The organism is Staphylococcus simulans (assembly GCF_047037175.1).
Classification (GTDB): domain Bacteria; phylum Bacillota; class Bacilli; order Staphylococcales; family Staphylococcaceae; genus Staphylococcus; species Staphylococcus simulans_C.
Window position 1 is genome coordinate 141,232 of sequence record NZ_CP178241.1, and the last position, 25,210, is coordinate 166,441.

The 25,210-nt window shown below is 36.0% G+C and carries 31 protein-coding genes and 2 tRNA genes; 18 read left to right on the top strand and 15 right to left on the bottom strand.

Annotated features, from left to right (window positions below):
• Positions 1 to 43: 43 nt before the first annotated feature.
• From hisIE to ACFCT9_RS00625, 9 genes are read right to left on the bottom strand one after another with little or no spacing between them, the layout of a single operon-like run.
• Complete coding sequence (gene hisIE, locus ACFCT9_RS00585; protein ID WP_412519966.1) at positions 44 to 673, bottom strand: bifunctional phosphoribosyl-AMP cyclohydrolase/phosphoribosyl-ATP diphosphatase HisIE; 630 nt, start codon at positions 671 to 673, stop codon at positions 44 to 46.
• Positions 664 to 1,428 (bottom strand): imidazole glycerol phosphate synthase subunit HisF, encoded by a 765-nt coding sequence (gene hisF, locus ACFCT9_RS00590; RefSeq protein WP_412519968.1) that lies wholly within the window; start codon positions 1,426 to 1,428, stop codon positions 664 to 666. Before hisF ends, hisIE begins: the two co-directional genes overlap by 10 nt.
• Entirely contained in the window at positions 1,425 to 2,129 is a 705-nt protein-coding gene (gene hisA, locus ACFCT9_RS00595; RefSeq protein ID WP_412519970.1) for a 1-(5-phosphoribosyl)-5-((5-phosphoribosylamino)methylideneamino)imidazole-4-carboxamide isomerase, read from the bottom strand. The genes hisF and hisA overlap by 4 nt, the downstream gene beginning before the upstream one ends.
• On the bottom strand, positions 2,104 to 2,703 hold the full coding sequence (gene hisH / locus ACFCT9_RS00600; RefSeq protein ID WP_412519972.1) for an imidazole glycerol phosphate synthase subunit HisH: 600 nt from the start codon (positions 2,701 to 2,703) through the stop codon (positions 2,104 to 2,106). The genes hisA and hisH overlap by 26 nt, the downstream gene beginning before the upstream one ends.
• Positions 2,700 to 3,281, bottom strand: a complete 582-nt coding sequence (gene hisB, locus ACFCT9_RS00605; RefSeq protein WP_412519974.1) for an imidazoleglycerol-phosphate dehydratase HisB — start codon at positions 3,279 to 3,281, stop codon at positions 2,700 to 2,702. Before hisB ends, hisH begins: the two co-directional genes overlap by 4 nt.
• Positions 3,268 to 4,263 (bottom strand): pyridoxal phosphate-dependent aminotransferase, encoded by a 996-nt coding sequence (locus ACFCT9_RS00610; protein WP_412519976.1) that lies wholly within the window; start codon positions 4,261 to 4,263, stop codon positions 3,268 to 3,270. Before ACFCT9_RS00610 ends, hisB begins: the two co-directional genes overlap by 14 nt.
• Positions 4,264 to 5,517, bottom strand: coding sequence for a histidinol dehydrogenase (hisD, locus tag ACFCT9_RS00615; protein WP_412519977.1), 1,254 nt, complete (start codon positions 5,515 to 5,517; stop codon positions 4,264 to 4,266).
• Positions 5,510 to 6,124 carry an ATP phosphoribosyltransferase gene (hisG, locus tag ACFCT9_RS00620; protein WP_412519979.1) on the bottom strand — a complete coding sequence of 205 codons (615 nt, stop codon included), beginning with the start codon at positions 6,122 to 6,124 and terminating at the stop codon, positions 5,510 to 5,512. Before hisG ends, hisD begins: the two co-directional genes overlap by 8 nt.
• Before the next feature lie 13 nt (positions 6,125 to 6,137).
• Positions 6,138 to 6,968 carry an ATP phosphoribosyltransferase regulatory subunit gene (locus tag ACFCT9_RS00625; RefSeq protein ID WP_412519980.1) on the bottom strand — a complete coding sequence of 277 codons (831 nt, stop codon included), beginning with the start codon at positions 6,966 to 6,968 and terminating at the stop codon, positions 6,138 to 6,140.
• 374 nt (positions 6,969 to 7,342) lie between these two features.
• Between ACFCT9_RS00625 and ACFCT9_RS00630 the strand changes: the two genes are divergently transcribed.
• From ACFCT9_RS00630 to ACFCT9_RS00695, 14 genes are all read left to right on the top strand, one after another.
• Positions 7,343 to 7,927 carry an MptD family putative ECF transporter S component gene (locus ACFCT9_RS00630; RefSeq protein WP_412519982.1) on the top strand — a complete coding sequence of 195 codons (585 nt, stop codon included), beginning with the start codon at positions 7,343 to 7,345 and terminating at the stop codon, positions 7,925 to 7,927.
• A 38-nt stretch (positions 7,928 to 7,965) separates the two neighbouring features.
• Entirely contained in the window at positions 7,966 to 8,619 is a 654-nt protein-coding gene (locus ACFCT9_RS00635; RefSeq protein WP_412521600.1) for an energy-coupling factor transporter transmembrane component T, read from the top strand.
• A gap of 13 nt (positions 8,620 to 8,632) precedes the next feature.
• Positions 8,633 to 10,093 carry an ABC transporter ATP-binding protein gene (locus ACFCT9_RS00640; RefSeq protein ID WP_412519984.1) on the top strand — a complete coding sequence of 487 codons (1,461 nt, stop codon included), beginning with the start codon at positions 8,633 to 8,635 and terminating at the stop codon, positions 10,091 to 10,093.
• Between the two features lie 174 nt (positions 10,094 to 10,267).
• The gene (locus tag ACFCT9_RS00645) at positions 10,268 to 10,663 is read left to right on the top strand and encodes a YSIRK-type signal peptide-containing protein (protein WP_412519986.1); all 396 of its coding nucleotides are present in this window, start codon (positions 10,268 to 10,270) and stop codon (positions 10,661 to 10,663) included.
• 54 nt (positions 10,664 to 10,717) lie between these two features.
• Positions 10,718 to 12,742, top strand: a complete 2,025-nt coding sequence (locus ACFCT9_RS00650; RefSeq protein WP_412519988.1) for an NEAT domain-containing protein — start codon at positions 10,718 to 10,720, stop codon at positions 12,740 to 12,742.
• Between the two features lie 77 nt (positions 12,743 to 12,819).
• Complete coding sequence (isdC, locus tag ACFCT9_RS00655; protein WP_412519989.1) at positions 12,820 to 13,485, top strand: heme uptake protein IsdC; 666 nt, start codon at positions 12,820 to 12,822, stop codon at positions 13,483 to 13,485.
• Position 13,486: 1 nt separating this feature from the next.
• Complete coding sequence (locus tag ACFCT9_RS00660) at positions 13,487 to 14,935, top strand: NEAT domain-containing protein (RefSeq protein WP_412519990.1); 1,449 nt, start codon at positions 13,487 to 13,489, stop codon at positions 14,933 to 14,935.
• Positions 14,919 to 15,800 (top strand): heme ABC transporter substrate-binding protein IsdE, encoded by an 882-nt coding sequence (isdE, locus tag ACFCT9_RS00665; RefSeq protein ID WP_412519992.1) that lies wholly within the window; start codon positions 14,919 to 14,921, stop codon positions 15,798 to 15,800. The genes ACFCT9_RS00660 and isdE overlap by 17 nt, the downstream gene beginning before the upstream one ends.
• A gap of 8 nt (positions 15,801 to 15,808) precedes the next feature.
• Complete coding sequence (locus ACFCT9_RS00670) at positions 15,809 to 16,774, top strand: FecCD family ABC transporter permease (protein ID WP_412519994.1); 966 nt, start codon at positions 15,809 to 15,811, stop codon at positions 16,772 to 16,774.
• Complete coding sequence (locus ACFCT9_RS00675; protein WP_412519995.1) at positions 16,764 to 17,531, top strand: ABC transporter ATP-binding protein; 768 nt, start codon at positions 16,764 to 16,766, stop codon at positions 17,529 to 17,531. Before ACFCT9_RS00670 ends, ACFCT9_RS00675 begins: the two co-directional genes overlap by 11 nt.
• A gap of 5 nt (positions 17,532 to 17,536) precedes the next feature.
• A complete protein-coding gene (srtB, locus tag ACFCT9_RS00680) occupies positions 17,537 to 18,247 on the top strand; it encodes a class B sortase (RefSeq protein ID WP_412519997.1) in 711 nt (236 codons plus the stop codon).
• Positions 18,248 to 18,264: 17 nt separating this feature from the next.
• A complete protein-coding gene (locus ACFCT9_RS00685) occupies positions 18,265 to 18,600 on the top strand; it encodes an antibiotic biosynthesis monooxygenase (protein WP_412519999.1) in 336 nt (111 codons plus the stop codon).
• A gap of 265 nt (positions 18,601 to 18,865) precedes the next feature.
• Positions 18,866 to 19,129 carry a hypothetical protein gene (locus tag ACFCT9_RS00690; RefSeq protein WP_412520001.1) on the top strand — a complete coding sequence of 88 codons (264 nt, stop codon included), beginning with the start codon at positions 18,866 to 18,868 and terminating at the stop codon, positions 19,127 to 19,129.
• Between the two features lie 105 nt (positions 19,130 to 19,234).
• Positions 19,235 to 20,374, top strand: a complete 1,140-nt coding sequence (locus tag ACFCT9_RS00695; RefSeq protein WP_412520002.1) for a hypothetical protein — start codon at positions 19,235 to 19,237, stop codon at positions 20,372 to 20,374.
• Between the two features lie 223 nt (positions 20,375 to 20,597).
• Here ACFCT9_RS00695 and ACFCT9_RS00700 read toward each other — a convergent pair.
• From ACFCT9_RS00700 to ACFCT9_RS00710, 3 genes are all read right to left on the bottom strand, one after another.
• A tRNA-Ser gene (locus tag ACFCT9_RS00700) sits at positions 20,598 to 20,686 on the bottom strand.
• Between the two features lie 3 nt (positions 20,687 to 20,689).
• Positions 20,690 to 20,764 (bottom strand) — tRNA-Asn (locus ACFCT9_RS00705).
• Positions 20,765 to 20,914: 150 nt separating this feature from the next.
• Positions 20,915 to 21,487, bottom strand: a complete 573-nt coding sequence (locus ACFCT9_RS00710) for a competence protein ComK (RefSeq protein WP_412520003.1) — start codon at positions 21,485 to 21,487, stop codon at positions 20,915 to 20,917.
• Between the two features lie 210 nt (positions 21,488 to 21,697).
• On the opposite strand from ACFCT9_RS00710, the gene ACFCT9_RS00715 reads away from it, so the two are divergent.
• Positions 21,698 to 21,916, top strand: a complete 219-nt coding sequence (locus tag ACFCT9_RS00715; RefSeq protein ID WP_412520005.1) for an IDEAL domain-containing protein — start codon at positions 21,698 to 21,700, stop codon at positions 21,914 to 21,916.
• An 85-nt stretch (positions 21,917 to 22,001) separates the two neighbouring features.
• Here the strand turns inward: ACFCT9_RS00715 and ACFCT9_RS00720 are convergent, their stop codons facing one another.
• On the bottom strand, positions 22,002 to 22,988 hold the full coding sequence (locus tag ACFCT9_RS00720; protein WP_412520007.1) for a lipoate--protein ligase: 987 nt from the start codon (positions 22,986 to 22,988) through the stop codon (positions 22,002 to 22,004).
• A gap of 203 nt (positions 22,989 to 23,191) precedes the next feature.
• On the opposite strand from ACFCT9_RS00720, the gene ACFCT9_RS00725 reads away from it, so the two are divergent.
• Both ACFCT9_RS00725 and ACFCT9_RS00730 read left to right on the top strand, forming a co-directional pair.
• Positions 23,192 to 23,377, top strand: a complete 186-nt coding sequence (locus tag ACFCT9_RS00725; RefSeq protein WP_412520008.1) for a YkvS family protein — start codon at positions 23,192 to 23,194, stop codon at positions 23,375 to 23,377.
• Positions 23,378 to 23,381: 4 nt separating this feature from the next.
• A complete protein-coding gene (locus tag ACFCT9_RS00730; RefSeq protein WP_412520009.1) occupies positions 23,382 to 23,984 on the top strand; it encodes a type II CAAX prenyl endopeptidase Rce1 family protein in 603 nt (200 codons plus the stop codon).
• Between the two features lie 61 nt (positions 23,985 to 24,045).
• Here ACFCT9_RS00730 and ACFCT9_RS00735 read toward each other — a convergent pair whose 3' ends face one another.
• Positions 24,046 to 24,252 carry a hypothetical protein gene (locus tag ACFCT9_RS00735; RefSeq protein WP_412520011.1) on the bottom strand — a complete coding sequence of 69 codons (207 nt, stop codon included), beginning with the start codon at positions 24,250 to 24,252 and terminating at the stop codon, positions 24,046 to 24,048.
• A gap of 20 nt (positions 24,253 to 24,272) precedes the next feature.
• Positions 24,273 to 24,479, bottom strand: coding sequence for a TM2 domain-containing protein (locus ACFCT9_RS00740; RefSeq protein ID WP_412520012.1), 207 nt, complete (start codon positions 24,477 to 24,479; stop codon positions 24,273 to 24,275).
• 162 nt (positions 24,480 to 24,641) lie between these two features.
• Between ACFCT9_RS00740 and ACFCT9_RS00745 the strand changes: the two genes are divergently transcribed.
• Positions 24,642 to 25,205: a GNAT family N-acetyltransferase gene (locus tag ACFCT9_RS00745; RefSeq protein WP_412520013.1), complete on the top strand. Its 564-nt coding sequence runs from the start codon at positions 24,642 to 24,644 to the stop codon at positions 25,203 to 25,205.
• Positions 25,206 to 25,210 lie beyond the last annotated feature (5 nt).

Consider the following 25,210-nt stretch of genomic DNA (forward strand, 5'->3'; position numbering starts at 1 on the left):
GAGACTTAAACACATGCTTATTTTTTTATGTTGCTGTTTTGAATTACCAATCTTGAACGCTTTTACGTTCACCTTTGAAATTACCACTTTTTTGATGTCTGCTTTGTAGGACTTGTTTGACATCTTCTACTGTGACACCGCATGCATGAAGCAAGACAAAAAGGTGATACAATACATCGGCGGTTTCATTAGCCAATTCTTCTTGATCATCTTTCATCGCCGCAATGACAACTTCGAAGGCTTCTTCACCGAATTTCTTCGTGATTTTTTCGATACCTTCTTTAAGCAAGTAATGGGTATAGGACTGTTCATCATCACTATTGGCTCGAGATTGGACGATGTCTTCTAAACAGTCGATAAAGAATGGTGTTTCTGTATTAAAACAGCTCGTTGCGCCTGTATGGCATGTTGGGCCATCTGGGTCGACGAAGACGAGTACAGTATCTTGATCGCAATCTAGTTTAATATCTACAACGTGTTGATAGTTGTGAGAGGACTCACCTTTTTTCCATAAACGTTCTTTGCTGCGTGAATAAAACCAGCAGACTTTGTCTTCTAAAGTCTTTTGATAGGCCGCTTCATTCATATAACCAAGCATAAGGACTTGTTTGGTTTGATAATGTTGTAAGATTGCGGGAACTAATCCTTTTGAAAAGTCTGGTGTTATTGCCATCTGACTTCAACTCCTTCTTCTTTTAGAAATGCTTTGACAGCGCCGACGGTTGTTTCTTTATCATGGAAAATACTGGCAGCCAGTCCTGCAGAGACGTCGGTTGCTTTAAATAAATCCACAAAATGTTGTGCGTTACCGCCGCCGCCTGAAGCGATAATCGGAATAGAGACACGTTCGTTGATTAAAGTTAATAAACGATGATCAAAGCCTTGTTTGACACCGTCATAATCCATACTCGTTACGAGCAATTCGCCTGCACCTAAGCTTTCAACTTCTTGAACCCAATCTAAAGTGCGTTTGTCAGTGCGTTGTTTACCGCCATGTGTGTAACAGAACCAATCTTGTTTATCTTCTTCCCATTTCGCATCAATAGCGACACAGATACACTGGGTGCCGAATTTTTGACTTGCTTCTCGGATTAACTCTGGATTTCTCAATGCGCTTGAGTTTAATGATACTTTATCAGCACCGTGCTTAAGTAAAACAGAAATATCTTCGACAGAATTTATCCCGCCGCCAATGGTTAGCGGGATAAAGAGTTGAGAAGCAGTGGCTTCAATGATATCTAACATCATTTGGTGACCGCTTTCGGTACGTGAAATATCTAAGAACACTAATTCATCAGCGAGTTCTTGATTATAATATGCGGCCATTTCAACAGGATCTCCGATATCACGCAAACCTTTAAATTGAACGCCTTTAACTACACGTCCATCTTTTACATCTAGACAAGGGATAATACGCTTTTTAATCAAACTAATCCCTCCCAAAAGGCTTCAGTATTCGCAGCTTTTCCGACGATAGCCGCATAAACACCATCAGCTTCTAAACGTTTTAAATCTTCAGCATTGCGAATACCGCCTGAAGCTACGACCGGCAACGTTGTTGCTTTTGCAAGTTGCTGAGTTAATTCAAAATTCGGTCCTTCTAATTTACCGTCTTTTGAAATATCTGTATAAATCAAACCGCCTAACGGTAAGTGTTCAATCGTCTTCACGAACTTAAATAAATTTAAACCCGTTTCTTCTAACCAGCCGTTGACTTTGATTTCATCGACATAAGCATCAACAGAGAGATAAATACGTCCTGGATATTGCTCGGCAGCACTTTGAAGCCATTGTGTATCTTGAATGCCTTTCGTACCGACAATGACATACGCAACGCCTTTATTGAAGTAATCTTCAATGGTTTCTGTCGAACGTATACCGCCGCCGACTTCAATCGGTAAATCAGTCAATCCGACTAACTGTTCAATATAATCCGCTTCTACTGGTTTTTTCGTTTTAGCGGCAATTAAATCAATGACATGAATGCGTTTCACACAATCATAACGACTATAGAATTGAACCGCTTCTTCAGCCGTTCTCGCCATCGCTTCTTTAGTTTCATAGTCGCCTTCAGTTAAACGCACACTTTGTGAATCGATTAAATCAATGGCTGGCCATACTTGAATCATGAATAAAACCGCCTTTCAATGCTTGGTCTAAAATAGCTAATCCAAAATCACCGCTTTTTTCAGGATGGAATTGGATACCGATTTTGTTATCTTGTTGGACGATTGCGGTAATCGGCAAACCATAGTCCGCTGTTGCAATAATAGGGGCAGGGGTTTGGACGTAATAGGAATGAATAAAGTAGACATCTTTATTGAGTAGAGGATGTTCACTTTCTAAATTATTCCACCCTAAGTGCGGGACAGGGTAAGGTGTTTCAATCGGAACAACACGACCTGGTATCATACCAAGTCCATCTACGTCACCTTCGTCACTATGGTCAAACATCAACTGCATGCCTAAACAAATACCGATAAACGGTTTTTGGTCTTGAAGTTCAATCAATAATTGATCAAGTCCAGAGGCTTTAAGCGCATGCATCGCATCTTTAAAATGACCGACACCCGGTAAGATGATATGTGTACTCTCTCTGATTGTGTCAAAATCACTTGTCAATTGTGCATCGTAGCCTAAGTGATTCACCGCACGTTCTACATTTTTGATATTACCGACACCATAGTCTACAATCGCGATCATTCAATCACTCCTTTAGAAGAAGGTACCCCTTGTGTATCACTTTCTGAAAGGGCGATTTTTAAACTGCGCGCAAAAGCTTTAAATATCGCTTCAATTTCATGGTGAGTGTTGCCGCCGCGAATTAAATCAATATGTGTGGTTAAACGTGCATTAATGACGAGCGCTCTAAAGAACTCTTCAACCAGTTCCGTATCAAATGTGCCGACTTTCTCTTTTGAGAATGCAGCGTTAAATGATAAGAATGGACGTCCGCTGATATCAGTGACCACACGTGCTAATGTTTCATCCATCGGAATATAAAAGGTGCCATAACGTGTGAAGGATGTTTTATCACGGACAGCCTCTAATAACAATTGGCCTAAGACAATACCGATATCTTCAGTTGTATGGTGATCATCTACATACGTATCACCTTCAACTTTAAGTTGGAGCGCAATACCGCTATGGAAACTAAATAAAGTCAACATGTGGTCTAAGAATCCGACACCTGTTTCTATCGAAGTCTCAGATTGATTGTTGAAATCGAGTTTAGCTTCAATAGCAGTTTCTTTCGTTGTACGTGATTTATGATAAGTCATTTTGTTCACTCCATTCCTTGATGATTTGTGCGAGTTGATCGAGTTCTTGATCTGTCGCGATAGAATAACGAACGGCTTCATTTAATTCAGGTTCGTCATAAATACGCGGCTTAAAACCATGTGCGATGACATATTCGCCTAGGCTGCGTGCCTTTGGACCGTACGTAAAGACGAAATTAGCTTTAGAAGGGATTACCTTTAAAGCGTCACTATGAAACGGTTTGAAAATGTCATTAAGTTTATGACATAGATAGCGTTGTTCTGCGATTAAATGCATCACGCGTTTTGTATCTTTGAATAAGGCTTCAGCTAAAGTTAAAGATAAAGTACTCATCGGATAAGGGTGTGCGAAGCGGTTTAATAATTGGATTGTTTTCGGTGTGGAAATGACAACACCAATACGTAAACCTGCCAAAGCAAATGCTTTACTCAATGTTTTCATGACGATGATATGATCTTCGAGTGCTACTTCAATCGGTTCACCGAATTCTATATAAGCTTCATCAATCACAAAGTAACCGCCGATGGCTTTCATTTTTTCGCTGATAGCTTTTAGGAATTGATATGGATATTGTTCACCAGTCGGGTTATGCGGCACGCTCATGATAAAGAATGCCGGTTTAACTTCATCAATTCGTTTTAAAATGGATTCAAGCGAGAAACGGAAATCCTGATCGCAGGATACATACTCAATGTTGCGTTCTGTTTGATGCGCAAATTCTGTATACATTACAAAATCTGGACTTAACGTTAAGACAGGACCTTCTGGTAAAGCGAACATACATTTTTGAATCCATTCGTCAGAACCATTCGCCGCTAAGACTTGATTGGTGTGCAGGTTATAAAAGTTTGCGTATGCCTTTAGAAAATCATCATATTGTGTTTCTGGATATACTCGAAAATCTGCACGATTGATGGTTTCCGCAATTTCCTCTTTTGAAAGTGCGGGAATAGGACTTTCATTTTTATCAATGTAAATCAATTAGGATTCCTCCTGTTCTACTCGGACTTTGACAGACGCTTCGTGTTGGTATAAGCCTTCTTCATGAGCAATTGCCATGGCACCTTCAGCTAAATGATTGAAGGATTGCTGGTCGAAGCGGATAACGGAATGACTTGTGAGGAAGTCGTTCACAGTTAAACCGTTGGTGAAGCGGGATGTTTGGTTGGTAGGCAAGACGTGACTTGGTCCTGCATTATAATCTCCTAAAGCTTCTGGCGCATAGGAACCTAAGAACATGGCACCAGCATATTTAATTTTATTGATATAATAGTCCGGTTCTTTCGTTTGAATGGAAAGATGTTCAGGTGCGACATAGTTTGCGATTTCAATATTTTCTTCAATGCTTTCTGTCAAGATAGGGTAGTGGAAATCGCGTACGCTTGGTTCTATAATCGCTTTTCTAGGCGCTTTGAGAATGGCTTCTGGTAATAACGCTTCTACTTCTTCTAATAAGGTTTGGCTTGTAGATAATAAGAACGTACGTGCACGTTCATCATGTTCAGCTTGTGCTAGGATATCTTGCACAATAAATTCGGCACGAGCAGTTTCATCTGCGATAATCATGATTTCGCTCGGTCCCGCAATTTGATCAATACCGACATAACCATAAAGTAATTGTTTAGCTAAAGCGACAAACTGATTACCAGGTCCGACGATTTTATCGACTTTAGGGACTGATTCAGTGCCAAAGGCTAACGCCGCAATACTTTGTGCACCGCCGACTTGGAAAATACGGTCAACACCTGCAATTTTACAAGCGGCTAGAATACTAGGTTTGATGCCTTCTGCTTGAGGGGGTGTAACAACGATAATTTCTTTGACACCTGCGACTTTAGCGAGTGTCGCAGTCATTAAAACAGTCGAAGGGTAAGCGGCTTTACCGCCTGGTACATAAATACCAACACTTTCAAGCGGATTATAAATTTCACTTGTATATTCACCAATGACATCTTCATGTTTGATACGTTCTTGGAACGCTTTGATGTTTTCAAAGCTTTGTGTTAATGCTTCACGCAACTCTGGTGAAATTTGAGTCAAGCTAGCTTCAACATCAGCTTGCGGTACTTCTAGTTGTGAAAGTTCAACACCATCAAACTGTTTATTATAATCAAATAAAGCTTGGTCTTGATGCTTTTTGACGTTTTGAATAATTGTGTTGACTTGGTCAATTAAAGTTTGTTCAATATCAGAAACGTTTTGAAAACGCGCATAAAATTCAGTTTTATTAAGCATGGATAGAAACCCCCAGTTGTGTAATGAATTCATTAATAGCGTCTGATTTACTGAAGAATGCGTGTTTATTCGTAATCAATTTAGCATTCACATTACCGATTTGTTCGCGTTCTTCTAAACCGTTGGATTTAAGTGTTGTGCCAGTCTGCACAATATCTACAATCGCATCAACCATGTTGACTACAGCAGCAAGTTCAACTGATCCAGATAACGAAATAATACTGACATCTTGACCCAACTGGTTAAAATATTGACGTGTCGTATTAACATAAGTTGTTGCGACACGATTGATATCAGTAACACCAGGTTTCGCCGCAACAGAGAAATGACATTGCCCAAAAGGCAAGTCGATATAGTTATTGACGTTATGATTTGGCTTTTCACTTAAAATATCACTGCCGGTAATCCCTAAATCTGCGATACCTTCTTCAACATAAGTAGGGACATCGGTTCCTTTAACTAAAATAAATTTAATGTCTTTTACTGTAATCTGCAGCTTACGTTCACGTTGATGTAAAGCTTCCGCCCAGATAGGATTGTTGTGTTGTTCTAAAAATGCGATGAAGTCTTTAAGTAATCTCCCTTTACTGAGGGCAATCGTTAACATAGTTGTATTCCTCCTAGTCTAATTTAATCCCGAATCCGAAACCATCAATAGTTCCGCTATAATGACCGCCTGACATAATCGGTTCAGACTGGCTATTTTCAAATAACTGCATAAAGCTGCCGATATAGTAAGTTTTTGGAGGCATCGTTGTCACATCTAAGTGAATCGTTTGGATACCTGCACGTTTTAGTTCTTCTGACCATCTTAATAAGGATAAATAGGTTGGATGATCATTCGGAATAATATCCTTAATATATTCCAACTGTAAATGCGTCGGTTGTTTCAACAAACCTAAGAGTTTATGATCTTTTGGCAGTTGTTGATTGAGTTCAGAAAGGTTACGTTCATTAATCAACTGTAAGATTTTGGGTGTGCGTTCTGTTTCGCTCAGCAATAACGCCAACAATTGATAGTGACCAATGACCGCAAAATCAACAGGGCGTTTCATTTCCTCTTGCACAAATTTCAACATTAACTGAAAGCTCGTCAGCATTTCCTCATAAGTCGGATGAAATACTTCAATACCTAAGTTAGTGCTGATATGTTCATTATTTGCGATAGGGCCAGCATACACAGCTTGTTTTAAATTCAAGGCATACGTTCTGACATAATGTTGAAGTTGATCTGTCCAGTCATTACGCAGCGCAAAGAAATTTCGACCATTTTTCCAAATACTGCGTGTGCCCATACTTTCTAAATCATCTTGCGTTAACTGTTGCCAATTCAAGCGTTCAATGAAATGCAGGTCAATCACTTCGTATTGATGAGCCTGGAAATATTTTAAAAAGCGGAGTTCCAATTCTTTACGTTTTAGCACTTTATCTTGGTATTCGATGTATTCCATATGTAGTTCCTCACTTCCACCAACGCTTTCACTCTCTACCGAACTAAAGCGTATTGATTTAATGACGTAATCATAGCACGAAATCACTGTTAAATCAATAGAATATTCAGAATTGTTAAAGGATTAACTGGAAAGAAAGCATTAAATTAAGAGGGGATAAGAAGCAATTAGATGAGTGTTTCTAAGTAGATAAAGCGGATTTCAGCATCAGCAAGAGGGTAGAACCATTTTATTGTAATAATTAATTATTACAAATTAAAAGTAAATTTTAATCGAAATACGTAATTGAGAATCATTATCAATGGTGGTAAACTGTTAACAAGTTATTTTAATATGATAAATTTAACGTCGTATTTTAAGGAGGAGTTATATGTATGCATGAGAAATTAGAAATAAAAGATTTAATTAATATTGGAATCTTTACCGCAATATTTTTTGTGCTGATTACGCCTGTTGGTATTGCTGGGATTGTGCCAGTGATTATGTTTTTCTTACCTGCGCTATTTGCGGTTATCGGCAGTGTACCGATTATGTTGTTGGTAGCTAAAACACAGAAATTTGGTGCATTAAGTATTAGTGGGATTATAGTGAGCTTAGTATTGTTTATTATGGGTCACCCAGGACTCGCATTAGTTACTGGCATCCCATTACCCATACTTGCTGATTTAATTATGAAGATAGGCAACTATCGTCATTGGTTGTCATTAAGTATCGGTTATATTGTTTTTTCATTTTGGTCACTCGGCAGTTTGCTTCCGTTTTACTTCGCAAGACAATCCTTTTTCGATTATCTAGAACAAAAAAGAGGACAGGAATATACAGCACTACTTGATAAATTATTCACACTACAAACATTGCCTATCATTTTAATGACTTGCATTGTCGGTGCTGTTATCGGAATTGTTATCGCAAGAATTCTATTTAAGAAACATTTTGTACGTGCAGGTATGGTGTCATGATCCATACTCAAATTGATCCAAGAATAAAATTGTTAAGCATGGTATTGATCTCTTTTATTGCTTTAACAGGGACTACTACAGGTTATGCAGTTTTTCCACGACTTATGATAATCCTGATACCTACATTTTGTTTGATCTATCTTCATTATTATAAAACTGGCTTCTTATGTTTTTTCATACTGTTTGTGGGTTGGTATATCGAAACCTTTCAATTAAGAGATCATCAGGCTATGACGTATAGTTTGATTTTCATTACTGCTAATTTGCTTACACGTTTTTTACCTGCTGCTTTAATGGGATTTGTATTATTTAAAACAACGTCAGTTGAAATGTTCATTCGTGCATTAGAGAAAATTAAGTTTCCCAATGTGTTGACGATGCCTTTAGCTGTCATGTTTCGGTTTCTTCCCGTGGTCTATCAAGAATCACAAAACATTAAACATGCGATGCGTATGCGGGGTATGACGACACTTCAAGCATTTCTGCATCCAATACGTTATACCGAAATGCGTGTGGTACCGTTAATCAATCGCGTAGTCAAAATCTCCAATGAGTTGACGGCCGCTTCTTTAACCAAAGGACTTTCTGTAGAAACAGCTCGTACGTCACTTATTGTATTTAAAATGACCACACTCGACAAAACTATCGCAGGATTTTTAATTTTACTCGTTTTACTTTATTACGTTATATAAGAGGGAGGCTCAAATGATTCAATTTAACAATGTAACTTTCAGCTACAGTGCTTCAGATAAAAATGCATTAGAAGATTTTAATTTAACTATTCGTCCTGGCGAAGTGATCTGTTTAACAGGTTTATCAGGTTGTGGAAAATCAACAGTATTAAGATTAATCAACGGGCTAATTCCTCAATTTTATTCAGGTGAAATCAATGGAGATATTGTCATCGCAGGACAAAGCACGAAGGATTATTCTTTCAAAGATTTAAGTCGCCAAATCGGCAGTATCTTTCAAAATCCAAGCTCACAGTTCTTCTGTACGCGTGTATTAAATGAACTTGCCTTTGAATTAGAAAATGACTATACAGATCCCAATGAGATTCAGTCACGTATTGATACAGCAGTAGATCAATATCAAATTAATGATTTACTAGAAAGTAATGTCTTTGAATTGTCAGGTGGCCAGCAACAAATGATTGCTTGTATTAGTGTTGAGATCGCAGGACAATCACTCATTGTTATGGATGAACCTTCTTCAAATTTAGATTTCAAAGCCATTCAAAAATTAGCGCATTTGATTCAATCATGGAAACAACAAGGAAAGACGATTGTCATCGCAGAACACCGTTTACATTATTTATTAGATTTGGCAGATTGCTTTATCTTAATTGAATCAGGTCAGATTTCTAAAGCGTGGAATCAAGATGATTTCCGTCTATTAAGCCTAAAACAATTAAAGGCACATGGTTTGCGAGCGACAGATTTAACACAACTGCGACCAAAACAATCAGAATCTTTATCACGCAATGTGATGCCTATACAAAACTGGCAATATCGCTATCAGAAAAAAGAAACATTAGACTTAAATATTGATCGATTTGATTTACATAAAGGCGCAATCACAGCGATTATCGGCCACAATGGGGCAGGGAAATCAACGTTTGCGAAAGCGTTAATGGGTGCAGTCAAATTAAATAAAGACGCGTTTATTATGAAAGACATGCATAAAATACGTCAAAAGCAATGGAAACACGACGTATATCACGTTTTTCAAAATGTAGAGACGCAGCTTTTTGGCGAGACAGTAGAAGAAGAAATCAGATTCAGTCATCGTAATATGTCAGATGCTGACTTACTGTATATGATAGATACGATTGATTTAAAACAACATCGTGATAAACATCCCTTATCACTTTCTAATGGAGAAATGCAGCGACTGGCAATCGCGAGCGCAAAAGAAAGTGGCAGACCTATTTTAGTATTTGATGAACCAACGAGTGGTTTAGATGGTAAACGTATGTATCAATTTGCGACAGAATTACGACAATTAAAAGCACAAGGCTTTACTATTCTTGTGATTACACACGACTATGAATTGATTTTGAACAGCGCAGATTACATTGTAGAATTTCATCAAGGTACGGTCAAACGCCACTATCCACTTGATTTAAGCAATGTTGGATTACTTAAAAAATTCTTTGAACTATAAATATTAAATAAGAAATGATAATTAATAGTGTCAATTTAATTACTTTAAAATATGCAAAATATGTTAATGACATTGATTTAAGAGTGTGCTATACTCCCTTTATACATTATTAATGAGAATGATTATCATTATCGTTATTGGTGTAAAATACAAATGATTAGGAGCGTTATCAACGTGAGAAACAACAAAGAGAGAACAGTTATAAACCAAGCCAACCAGAAAGCGTACCAATATTCAATTCGTAAATTTACTGTCGGAGCAGCTTCTATTGCTGTGGGTGCAGCCATCTTTTTAGGAGGGCAAGCACAAGCAGCTGAACAAGAAGCACCTGCATCAAACGAAGCATCACCAATAACTGCAACTGATAGCGGTACTTCGACGGCACCAAAAACTGCACCACAGTCAAAAGTTGAGTCACAAGAGAAAGATTCAGTTAAGCCTCAATCAGCAACACCAGCTGCACAACCACAAGCAGAGCCTAGTTCAACTATTGAGAAACCAGCTGCAACATCAGCACCAGAGACATCAACACAAACGAATCAAACCTCAGTAAGAGAAGCGATAAAATAGACACAATTACAAGATCCTCACGCAAACGAAGAGCGTTACCCAATAGAGTTTTCAGTGGTAAAACCAAATACTGATGAAGAAGCATTCTTCCACGCATCAAATATTAAACAACCAGCTTATTTCATGAAAGGTGATAAATCATCAACTGTCGAATTAACATTAGACATTCCGACAATCTGGGATAAATTTGATGTTTATCAAGAGAATCATAAATTAAATACACAAGTTACTGCTTACGATAAATCCAAAGAAACAGCTAAGTTACAATTCTCAGTTCCAAACAATACACAAAGTGTCATCGTGAAATCATCAACTAAATCAAGATTACTTGGTGATAAAACTTATGATGATGTTGAACTTAGATTTAACGAGCCTATTAACGCAAGTGGTTCTAAACCATTAACACAAGATGAGTATAAGAAAAAGAAAGAAACAGAAGCATTTGATAATGCGATTACGTTAGAAGATAAAATTTATCAACTTAAAAAATTGATGGCGAAAGATAAAGAGCCAACAAGAGAAGATAAAGAAATGCTTGCTGACTATGAAGAACAATTACAAGAACAGTTAGAAGCTGCGAAAAAAGAATTTAAAAATGCGCCAATGTCAGATTTCAAAATTACAAATCCAGAAAATCATAATTTTAAAGTTCTGCATAGTAAGAAAAATGAACCTTCACACATGGACTTTGAAGTAGTCAAACCGATGCAAGTGTTCCAACAAAATGGTAAACATTATGTGGCGATGACAATTAAGTCAGACAGTATGTGGGATGACTTCATGGTGGATACTAAAGAGGGTTACGAGCGAGTGAAAACCATCGCACGTGATACGAAAAAGAATGAAAGAACAGTTGTCTTCCCATATCAAGTCGGTATTGATCATTATGATGCGATTGTAAAAGTCAGCTTACCAAAGATTAATTACGATGGTGCTTACCATGTCAGAATTAAAGACCTTGACCAAAATAAACCATCAACTGAATCTGTAAGCCAACAACAATCAGACAAAGTTGCACCTAAAGAAAAGCCTGAAACAGAATCAAAAGTAGCGCAACAAGATTCAAAACCAAAAGTAGAAGTGGAAAAACAAGGTGCAAAACCACAAACAAAAGAATCAACAGCCAAAGTAGAAACTTTAAATGCTGCGCCTGTTACAAAAGAAATTGGCTTTATAGTTAATAAAGAGGGCGAAGACACGAAATCAGTCATGGATGATTATATGGAACATCCAGCTAAAGTGGTTAAAGAAAATGGTAAAACTTTTGTTCAGTTTACAATTAAAAACCCAGATTGGTGGCAATCATTTGAGCTTTATGACGGTGAAAATCAATTAAAACAACATGAAGTTTCAAAATCAGCAGACCAAAAAGTCATTAACTTTGAAGTGGAACCAGGCACGAAGATGTTAACAAGTAAAGTGCATATTGTGGTACCAGGTATCAAATACAACAATAAATATACAACACAAATTGCGTTCGATGAAGCGGTTGTTGATTTGAAAGCACCTGAATCAAAACCTCAAGTTAAACCTATGCCTAAACCACAAGAAAAAGCTGAAAACCAATCAACAGATAAAGTTGCAGATCAAACAGCTGAAAAAGAAAAAGTTCAACCAAAAGTTATCACACCAGAAAAAGATGTTAAACAGGCAGAAGAATCAACAAAAACACCGACTGAAAAATCATCTGTTGAACCTAAAGTAGAACCATCTGTTGAAACTGAAACTAAACCAGAAATAACAGTCGAGCCAATGTCAGTTCAAAAATCAGATTTAAAAGCAGAACAAAAAACAACAGAATCAGTGAAAGAAGTAAAAGATACAACAGCAACGCAACCTCAAGTGAAAGCAGTATCAATGATGTCTGTAAAACCACTCGGTTCAGTTAAAGATAAAACAATGAAATCTGAAACTGTAAAAGCAGGCAAAGCAAGTGACCAAACACAATCTAAGGCAAAAGCATTGCCGAAAACTGGTACAGAAGAATCAGCGACAACGTTCGGTATTTTATCTGTATTTTTAGGCGGTATCGCACTGTTTTGGAATAGACATGTGAAATCAAAGAAAAATAGTCTGTAATGTATCCCAGAGAATCAAGAAAACGAGGTTGTGGGTCTCTCACAACCTCTCATCATATAGAAAGAAGGATGACTCTTATGACAACAACATTCAAGAAAGTTATCGTCATGAGTGCGGCTTTAATTGTATTAACTTGGGCCATTTTTTCAATTGTAGCTTCGGCTGCTGAAAAAGAATTGAATTACGATATTTTAAAACATAAGACACAAGATGTATCGATGGCAAATGATTACTTCAATAAGCCCGCTAAATTAATTGATAAGAATGGTAAACAATATGTTCAATTCACAGTAAACCATAGCCACTGGATTGTTAACTTTACGTTTAACGGTCAAAAAGAAACGGTTGTACATGAAGACAAGGCGAAAGATGAGCGTACTTCAGAATTTTCAATTGATAAAACATCAGGTGAAATTCCAGGTACAATCAAAGTTTATATTGATGAAGAAGTAAACGGTAAACCTTTTAAATATGATCATAACTATAACATCACATATTTATTAAAAGGTGATGCACAAGGCGAAAGTGCTGCAGCAAAATCAAATGCGGATGGCTCAAAAGGCGATGTTACAAAAGGTGAATCTGCCGGAGCAACAGGAAAAGCTGAATCATCAGATGCGACACCTACAAATCCGCAAACAGGTGCTGGCGAATCTAAATGGCTTTATATCACTTTAATGGGTGCTTCAGCTATATTACTTCTATCTTTTGTCGTCTATAAACGTAAAAAAGGACAACATTAAAATGAATGTACCTCAAAAATGTTTAGTTGCTGTATTATGTAGCAGCTTACTTTGTTCATTTACTATTGATGAATCAAAAGCTGAAGTCAATCAACAAACGTTATCACAACAAACAATTAAAGAGATACCTTTTAAAGTCTATAAAGAAAACAGTCAGGATGTGTCAGTCATGAATGATTATATGGCACATCCAGCAACTGTCAAAACTAAAAACAACAAAGTTTATTTACAGTTTAAATTGCTGCATCCAGAGTGGTGGAAAGCTTTTGAATTATATGAAGGTGATAAACAATGTGATGTACGTACAGTCAGTGAAACAAAAGAGGCACGTATTGTAGAAGTTGAAGTCACACCAGAGACACAAACACTCACTTCAAAAGTACACATTATCGTTCCTGATATTCATTATGACCATCACTATACAACCAAAATTGATTTAGAAGCACAGTTGCCAAAAGATGTAACACCTAACGTACAACCGACACCAAAGCCAAGCCCTGAATCAAAGCCGAAACATGATGTTCAACCACAACCAGGTACACAACCTACAGAAAAACACACACCCAAAAAAGTAATTCCTAAGGAATCCCATAGCCATGTATCAGAAATGCAGAATTTGAATTTCAAAGTATTAAAACATCAAACAAATGAACGTTCAGTGATGAATCAATATATGGTGCATCCTGCTAAAGTGACTTATTACAATCAACAAGCTACTGTTCAAATGACATTAAACAATGCTGCGTGGTGGAAGTCTTTCGAAATCTTTAATGGTGAGACACGTGTTCCAGTCAAAGTGATAAGTGAAGACACACAACAAGATCAGCGTATCATTGAATTTAACATGCCGAAAGATCAGAAAATGTTAACTTCAAAAGTACATATTATTGTTCCGCATTTAAACTATGATCATCACTATACAACTGAAATAATGTTTAATGAATCCGCTATAGAGACAAATACATCAAGTCAACAAGAAGAAAAAAGCGGCACATCTATCAAACAAAATGATGACACTACAGCATCAACAAATGATTCAACAGAAATAAATGAAACTAAAGCAAGCACAATTGTGGCTGCGCCATCAGATAATAATGAACAAGCACTAACGAATCAGCCTTTTAATCATGCACAAGCTACAAAAGAAACACCTTTTATTACGTCATCACTGCCAACAGGATCTGTACATTCAAGTGCTGTAAAAGCAGTTCAAACCGCAAAGCCTACTGAAGAACCGCCATTGCCTGAGATATTCCCTAAATTTAATCGGAATGCAGATAATAGTGAGCCGATAAAATTCACGAAGACTCAGTCCGATGTTGGGAAATATTTAAAGAAAATGAATCAGATCTATTTAGGCGCGGTTATTGTATTGGCCAGTGCTTTGTTAGTGGTCTCTACACTTTATGTTAGAAAGGGTGAAGGTCACAGTCATGAGAAAAAACATTAAACGATGGTGTGTTGTACTTTTAGGTTTAATGGTTTTGTTGACGGGTTGCCAAGCACAAGACGATAAAAATGTACAAACATCTTCTCAAGAATATCGTATTGTACCGACAACTGTAGCTTTAACGCAAACACTGGATGCTTTGAATTTAGACATTGCAGGTAAACCAGATTCTTATAAGACATTGCCGAAACGTTATGACAAAGTTCCAAAGGTCGGACAACCGATGACACCAGATATGGAAAAAGTACAAGCCGTACATCCAACACACATTTTAGGTGTTTCTACCATTAAAGATGAAACAGAACCTAAGTTCAAAATGATTAAAGCCAAATCTATCTTTTATGACTATGACAGTCTAAAAGGCATGAAAACATCTATTTCGCAAATGGGAAAGGAATTTAATCGTGAAGCAGAAGCATCAAAGTTAAATCAAAAATTAACAACTGCTGAAGAACAAATCAGACAAAAAGCAGCAAAACAGAAACATCCCAAAGTACTCATTTTAATGGGTGTGCCAGGCAGTTATTTAGTTGCGACGAACCGCTCTTATATCGGCAATTTAGTTGAAATTGCAGGCGGTGAAAATGTGATTAAAGAAGAGTCTAAACAATATTTAGCGTCTAATACAGAATATTTGTATGACGTCGATCCAGATATTATTTTGCGCTTGCCTCATGGTATGCCAGAAGAAGTGAAAAAGATGTTTGATAAAGAATTCAAAGAAAACGATATTTGGAAACATTTTAAAGCAGTCAAAACGGGTCGTGTCTATGATTTAGAAGAACAACCATTCGGCATTACAGCTAATATCGATGCAGACCAAGCAATGAAAGAACTTTACAACATCTTTTACAACAAGAATTGAGGTGCAGTATGAAATATAAATTCAGATCTATCTTTTTATGTACCTTAATTGTATTTGTTCTGGTGGTTTTGTTTGCGATGTTCAACGGAAAGTTGGATATCAGTTTAAATCAGTTATGGCATAAAGTTACTACAGGTCATGACAATCAAGTTGATGCGATTATTGACCTGCGATTACCCCGTATCATTGTCGCAATTTGTGCGGGGGCTTCCTTGTCAGTAGCAGGGGCTTATTTACAAGCAGTGCTTAAGAATCCTCTTGCTGATGCCAGTATTATTGGTGTGAGTTCAGGGGCATTAGTGGCTAAAGCGCTTGTGATGACATTGATTCCGACGTTCTTCTTATATATGCCGATCATTAGCTTTATAGGTGGTTTATTGCCTTTTGTTTTATTGTTTTATTTACAACATCGTTATCAACTCAATTCGATGCGTATGCTTTTGGTGGGTGTGTCGATGTATGCGATGTTGAATGGTATGTTGGAATATTTAACGGCGAACCCAGCTGTGAGATTATCTGTGGGTTTATCTTTAAAAGTATGGAAAGATGCTGCGCAAATATCTGTGACGACATGTATAGGGATTGTCTTAGCTATGACTGTTATCTTTCAAGCGAATTTGCTGGGCTTTAATGAGCGACAAGCTCATAACTTAGGTTTTCCAATTCAACGCTTTCGCATGTTGATAGGACTAATCGCAGTATTTTTAGCGAGCAGTGCAGTAGCAGTTGCGGGTGCGATGGCCTTTGTCGGTTTGATTGTGCCGCATATCGCACGACGTATAGTCGGCAGCGATTATAAGAAAGTTGTGCTGTGTTGTGTTATGTTCGGTGCAATTGCAGTATTATTAGCAGATACACTCGGCAGATTGATGTCACGACAGTTTGAAATACCAGCTCATATTATTACGGTCATTATCGGCGGACCTTACCTCATCTATTTAATTTGTAAAGGAGCATACCGAAGTGAATATTGATAACATTGATTTTAAATATGGTCAAAGTCCACTTTTCAAAGGTTTGAATTTAACACTTAAACCACATGCGGTGACTTCAATTATCGGACCGAATGGATCAGGTAAGAGTACCTTGCTTCAAATGCTCGCAGGTTATCTTCAACCTCAGGCTGGTTGTGTGTACATAGAAGGCAATGATTTGAATACATTAGGTCAAAAACAACTTGCGCAAATGTTATCGGCAGTGCATCAAAATAGTACAGCACCTGAAGATTTTAGTGTTAAAACATTATTGCGCTACGGGCGTTATAGTCATCAACGCTGGTTGAAGAAAGATGTCAGAGGAGAGGCGGTCATTGAACGTGTCCTTGAGCAGTTCAATTTAGTTAAATATGCCGATACGCCAATCGGCACTTTATCAGGCGGCGAAAAACAACGGGTCTTTATCGCCATGGCTTTAGTACAAGAACCTAAATATTTATTGCTAGATGAACCTACCACATTTTTAGATTTACATTATCAATATCAAGTGCTTGAAATGATTAAAACATTAAATGAAATGCATCAATTAACTATTATCATGGTACTCCATGATATTAATCAGGCCTTGTCTTATAGTGATGAAGTGATATGTGTCGCAAATGGCCAGATTGCAGCACAAGGCGACCCAAGTACTGTCGTGACACCAGAATTATTAAAATCTATTTACCAAATTGACGCAAAGATTATTCACGATAAAGATTGCGGAATAGTGATTGGTAAACGTCACGGCAGGTGAAGCTCATGAACAAAGTTTTGCGGATGATTCAAATCGGTTTAGTGTTAGTGATTATTGGTGCAGTTTATCTTATCTTCCAACATCGGCTAGATAATGAAGCGGAAGAAGAACAATACGAAGTGCTGCAAACGGATTATAAAAAGAATGGTGTCCGTCCTCAATTTGAAGCATTAGCTAAAATTAATCCTGACATCCAAGGATGGATTCACTTAGAGGGTACGAACTTGAATTATCCAGTTTTGCAATCTAAGGATAATCAAGATTATTTGGATTACAATTTTAAGAAACAAAAAACCAAAAAGGGCAGCATCTTTGTAGATTATCGCAATAACTTACAAGATTTATCTCAAAATACAGTCCTTTATGGCCACAGTGTCGGTGATCAAACCATGTTTGATGACTTACATCAATATTTAAACCAAACATTTTATGATAATCATCAAACTATAGCGTTTGATACGAAATATCATCAGTACGAGATTAAAGTGTTAAGTGCCTTTTCAACTGATACACATGATAACTATATACAGACAGATTTTAGAAATGAACATGAATACAAACAGTTTATAAAAGAAACAAAGAATAAATCAAAAATCAAAACAGATATATCAGTCAAACCACAAGATAAAATCATAACTTTGTCTACATGTGAAGATGCTTTTTCACGTTCTGATAAACGCATTGTTGTGGTTGGCAAATTGATTGAAAACAGATAAAGGAGAGTGTATGTGCTATGTTTATGGCAGAAAACAAATTAAAATTAGATAAAGGTTCAGCAGAAGGGATTGTAGAACGCTTTTATAAGCGACAAGGTATTGAAACAATTGAAGGTTTTAAAGAAATGTTTGTCACAACGACAAATAATTTGAAAGCATATGATGAAGTGAAAATCCTAACGATTTGGGATGAGGAAGTGTGTTTCAAAAAATGGTTGAGTTCAGATGTATTTAAAGAGGCACATAAAAATGTACGTCATCAATCACAAGATCAAACAAGTCCTATTCAAGAAAACGAAGTACTGACTTATACAATCGGCTATTACTATTTAAATGACAAAGAGGCGAAATAGAAGGAAGTAAAGGTTTAACAACGCTTAAAAATAAGCAAACAAAAAAGGTCTATTCATTCGGTTTGTGAAATGAATAGACCTTTTAGTTTAAACAGGAATCCCACGACGAGTTAGCCAATTAAAAAGCAATACAAACATTGAAGTTCAAAAATTATCGAAACTGAAGATGTTTTGTATAAAATATTGAGGTTTAGGTATGAAAAGTATGTTCCAATATTCTGCATGTTAGGATATAATAATCATAAAAAGTTTTGGAGAGATATAAATGGAGTATAAACTAAATTTACCTAAATCTTGTCCCCCTAGCAAGGCTAATTCTGTTGACCTTGATCCAGTATATAGACTTATAAGTGGAGATTCACTTGATGAAAATGATTTGAAAAGTCATGTTGAATTAGGATTGAGTTTTCCGAAAAGTATATTGTGTGAGGCACATGCGATCTCTTTTTTTAAGGATTTGAAAGATTGCGAAAATTTAAAAAGAAGGCAAAAAAATTTAGAAATAAGAAAATATATAGAGGAAGATTAACTAAAAATTGTGGCGTTACAGATGATTATTTAGGAGGAAGTCACATTAATTTATGGGTATATAAAAACATCGATTTGTTATCAACTTTCCAAGGAGGAGATTCTCATGGATTTGAATTATCATGAATTGATAAAATTTGATTATGTTTATATTTTCGAATACTATGACATCCCCTTGTTTTTTATTTTAAAAAACGAAAGAAACGAAATGTATTTAAATTATATGATTGAGGAATTAGATGATAAAGAAATAAAATGGTTTTTTGCTAAAATGTCCAAAATAGAATTGAACAACCTTTTAACAAGAGAAGAAGGAGTGAAAGGTCTACTAACTAGATTAATCGAAGAAGGAAGAATGGAGTATCTTTTTGTTGACAACATTAATAAACAAATTTATTTTGAAAATGTAGATGAAGTTTGTATAGATGAACTACCATTAGATGAATATTTTGTTGAGTATGATTATCTTACAAAGAGAGAAATTGAAATCGAAAAAGAAATTGATGTAATAAGTAACGATTTCGATTTGATTTTGAGAGATCATGAAAATTCGCATTGTGTCAATGTAGATTTGCTTACAAAAGTATTAAGTAAGTTTCAAGGTGTATTTAAATCGATAAGACAAAATGAATCCAGTCTAAAAGTTGCAGCGATTTACCCTTCGTCCTTCGGCATAAAACTAGTTGGTTCCGATGATTTATTTGTAAAATCCGAGAATATTTTGAAAAACATAATGTATATGTTTGATAAAGTCAAGAGAAATAGGATTGAAGAAATAGAAAAAAATATTTTTGTAGATGAAATATATAATGTTTCAACACTAAAAAAAGTTGAGGGATTATTGAAAGATATTACTAAGAATAATGTTACAGTGGAATTGAAAGTTAATAGTAAACAAATGCCTTCGGTTACTTTAGGGAAATCAGATATAAAGAGCTTTGAAGAAATTACTAAAGCATTGAAGTCGAAAGTTCCTGATAAAACTGAAGAACTTCAAATTAGAGGGATTTTAACCTCAATTAATATTAACCAAAGCAAGTTTTCTATTACAGAAAAAAACGGTAAAAAATATAGTGGACAATTAGCAGAGACTCTAAAAGTTAATTTGAAAGAGAAACAATTCATTGTACCGGCTGACATTTCTGCAACACTAACAGAAATAAGTGAGTATAATTTCGATAAAAATGAATACATTCCTAAATACAAATTATTACATTATAAACAAGAAGGTGTAGAGGGTAACTAACTATTAGTTACCCAAATATTTTTATCTTAAATAATTGGCGAATTAACAATCAGTAATTAATTTCACTTTTGAGAGTAGAAAATGAATACAAAGTATAGTAACCATTACGTGGAAAGATAGTTAAATTTTACACTTCTGCTATTTAAGAAACAATTAATAAATTGAATAAAAATCCCATTAAACCAACGTTTTAAACATTGATTTAATGGGATTCTTTCAGTAACGGAAACGGAGGGATTCGAACCCTCGCGCCGCTTTCGCGACCTACACCCTTAGCAGGGGCGCCTCTTCGGCCAACTTGAGTACGTTTCCATATGGCTCCACAGGTAGGACTCGAACCTACGACCGATCGGTTAACAGCCGATAGCTCTACCACTGAGCTACTGTGGAATAATGTAATTTCTTCAAGCACAAATACTATTATAACAATCCCTTAAAATAATTCAAGAGAAAATAACGAAAAAGTTGCGGAACATTTACACTCATTTCCTATAAACATCCCGCAGTTTGAGATAAATACATAAAATGTTTAAAATTACGCTAACTACGTGGTGTGTTATTAATCACTAAATAAGTACAAAGAGTCTCATATACATCTAAGGCTGGTTTAGAATAGTCAATTGGACGTTCTGTATTCCATTTAATTTTCTTAACACGCTTTCTGATAATATGTTCATAATAGGCTGCATTTTTATATTGGTGCCAGATTGTTCGGACGGTTGCGGTTGTGATTAAAGATTGCCCGTCAGAGAAGGTTATTTTAGTGGTATTATTCTTTAACGCTTTGATATCTTGTACAAATTCAATATTAATCCAAATATTGTCTTCAGAGCGTTCAGAATGGGTAGAGAATAAAAAGATTGAAATAACAGGTGATAATAAAATGGGTGGCTTGCTGTTGATGTTTGTAATCCGAGCGGTATCAGATCGAAGTGATTGAAAGGTAGAGCCATAAAAGCGACAAGAGTTGTCTAAAGTTTTTTGCGGGGAGCTTTCTACAATCCTTGGTTCTTTATTGTAGGTCAGCAGTTTTGTATGGAGTGCGCCATACGCGTGCGCAATGACTGGAATGATTGCCATATCATCACTTTTGAAGATGCTATGTTCGTCCATAAGCACGTCCTCCTATTTAATTATTAACAATTAGAGTTTGATGAAATCTAATTATGCTATTATTGTATACTAGCACCTAGAAAAGTCAATAGAAACTTTTGAGTTAATATTACACTTTTTAATTTTTGAAATGTCAGAATATTCATTGATTTTAGAATAAATGCAATGTATACTCGTTATTAACTTAAAAAAAGAAAGGCAGTGATTACTATGAATCACAATATCAATGTTAAAAATGGAACACTGAAGGCGTTTGTAGCGAATGTAAATGACCTGGGGGTAGAACTAGTAATTGATCAAGCGTTACGTAATGTACGTAAAGAAGAACTTACAAAATTGATTGACCAAGCTTTAATTGAAAAAGATGAAGCAGCATTCAATCGTTATCTTGAAGAATACACTCAATTGGAGGATGTTTTAATTGGCTAACTCGTCGTGGGATTCCTGTTTAAACTAAAAGGTCTATTCATTTCACAAACCGAATGAATAGACCTTTTTTATATGCTTGTTTTGATTATGACATTAATCGAATTAATTCTTCTCTAGGAATGTCTCCGAAGTAATGATACGTATCAAATTCAGATAAAGCCGCTTCAATACTCTCAAAATTATGCAAGCTGCCGACTAATGCATGTTCTAAGTCAGAAACATCACCGACACCAAAGAAATCTCCGAAAATCTTCGCATGTTCAATACGTCCGCGTTTCACATCTAATTTCACTTGAACAAAGCCTTTTTCAAATTTCTCTTCACGTTCAAAGTTATATTTAGGGTTTTTACCATAGTTCCAATCCCATGAACGGTATTTTTCATTGCTTAACGCTTCAATATTTTTCCAGTCTTCATCTGTTAATACATATTCTTCAACTTCATGTTCACCGAAAATGTGTTTTAAGATGATTTCTTTGAACGTTTCAATATCTATAGGTTCTTCTAGGAACTCAGAGATATTTGCGACACGTTTACGTACTGATTTAATGCCTTTAGATTGAATCTTGGCAGGGTTTACACGTAAAGCATTTGCGACCTCGTTTAAGTCACTGTCTAACATTAACGTACCATGACTGAACATACGCTCTTTCACTTTAACCATCGCATTACCTGAAATTTTGGCTGCACCGATTTGAATATCATTACGGCCAGTCATTTCAGCGTCAACGCCCATAGATTTCAAGGCTTGAACAATCGGTTGTGTGAATTTCTTGAAGTTATGGAAACTATTGCCGTCATCATTCGTGATAAAGCTGAAATTCAAGTTGCCGAAATCATGGTAAACGGCACCGCCGCCTGAGATACGACGAACAACATCAATATTGTGTTCATCTACATAACGTTGATCGACTTCTTCAATCGTATTTTGGTTTTTACCAATGATGATAGAAGGGCGGTTAATATAGAATAAAAAGTAATCGCTATCGTTAGGAAGCTGCTTTAATACATATTCTTCCATCGCTAAATTTAATGTGGGGTCTGTGATACCTTTGTTACTAACAAACTTCATACAATTTCTCTCTCCTTCTGTACTTACTTTGCCTGATACTTTATTTATGCCCTATTTTAGGATAAAATGCCAATTATACACTTTGCCGATAAGAGCATATGCCTAACTTCAATTACAATTATAACGTGTTCACAGGATATTTGTTTATTTGAAGAGGAAATTTTAGTACAATATAGAATAGTATAATTCAAGGAGGATCTGTAATGACTATTGCAGAAGTAGGAGATATTGTAGAATTTTATGACGGTTTAAGAGGCCGTGTCGAAAAAATTAATGATAACTCTGTTATTGTTGACTTAACTATTATGAATAATTTTGAATCATTAGATTTACCTGAAAAAACGGTAATTAATCATAAACGCTATAAGATAGTTGATCAAGAAGGTTAAAATAATGAAAACTAATACAAAAGCATTACTTTGGTTTGTGATTAGCTTTGTAGTATTCCACATCATCTTATTTATCATGTGGGGAGAACGACAAGAATATTGGTATCTGTATACAGGAATTATGTTGTTTGCGGGTATCAGCTATGTCTTTTATCAACGCGATTTAGAATCGAAGCGGTTGTTGACATCGATTGGTATCGGTATTTTAACAGCCATCGCATTGATTATTGTGCAGTTGATTATGTCATTGATGTCACATGATTTGACTTATACATCATTGATTAAAGATTTATCACGTTCTGGTGTCTACTTTAAATGGCAGATTTTAGTAACGTTACTCTTTGTGATTCCTTGTCATGAACTGTACATGCGCACAGTATTGCAAAAGCAGTTGTTGAATCTTAAACTTCCAGTTTGGGCAGCAATTGTGATTACTGCACTTGCATCTAGTTCTCTCTTTTTCTACTTCGATCAAATCTGGTTATGCATTTTTATTTTCATCGTACAAGCGATTCTATCAATCAGCTATTTTTATACGCGTCGAATTATCACTACTACTGTTGCCCAAATTGTAGCAGTGGTGTTATTACTGATTTTTCACCCTTAATTCAAAAGGACAAAAAAGAACCTGTCAGCTTATTTTTAAGCTGTGACAGGTTCTTTTTCTATTAATACGTTGAACGGTCTAACAGTTCGAAATATGAAATTTTGGAAATATCTACGACAAATTCTGAGGGTTCTGTAACGTGCAATGCGCCTGCATTTGAATTCTCTTCAACCGCTTCGACCGAAATTTCATTGCCGTTGTCCATATAAAGGACGAGATATTTTGCAGGATTCTCATTTAAATACGTTAGAATCGTTGCTTTGTTCATAGGTTTTCATCTCCATTCCACTAAAATGAGATATTACCATCTTTATCTGCTGGTCTGAACAACATAGTGTAGATTGCGCTGATAATCGCAATGACATGCGGAATGCCTGTCCAGAAGAACACTAAGTGTAAAAAGCCTGATCCATTTTTACCTGCGTAGAATCTATGCACGCCAAAGCTGCCTAGGAACAGTGCAAGTACAATATAAACAATTTTATTTACTTTCATGCGTTTTGCTCCTTTCTTCAATTAAGTGATACATTAATTATGAATGATGAAATGCAAACTTTCCAACGATACAAATGTTAAAATAAAAAGTGAACAAACAATAAGAATTATTGTTAAACTATATAGTGAATAATAAAGAATAAACAAATAAAGGAGAAGACAATGATTAGACCTGCTAAACCAAACGATAAACATGCGATTGCAGAATTAACGTACATCATCTGGCAAGATATGGAGTTGCCGATTGTGAAACGCTTTGATAAAGCACAAGTAATTGAATGGCTAGAACAAAGTATAACTGAGGTTCCATATCGTTGTTATTATGAAAATGTACAAGTATATGATGTTGAAGGGGAAGTTGCCGGCATTATTATTACGTATTTCGGCAAAGATGAATTAGATTTAGAGGAAAATTGGTTGAAACTAGATTTGCCTGAAGAAGCAAAATCGATTGGGACACCGCTGCCTTTAAGTGAAGCACAATCAGAAGAACTTTATATTGAAACGGTTGCGGTTTTCCCGCAATACAGAGGCAGAGGCATCGCAACGCAATTAATGGAGTCAGTCATTCATCAATCTCAAGCATATAAATTGAGTTTGAGCTGTGACCTAGAGAATACAGGGGCGTTTCGTTTATATGAACGATTAGGTTTTCACAGCGAAGGTGTGATTGATTTATATGGTCATGACTATCATCACATGGTCATTGAACCAAAAGAAGCATAAAAAAA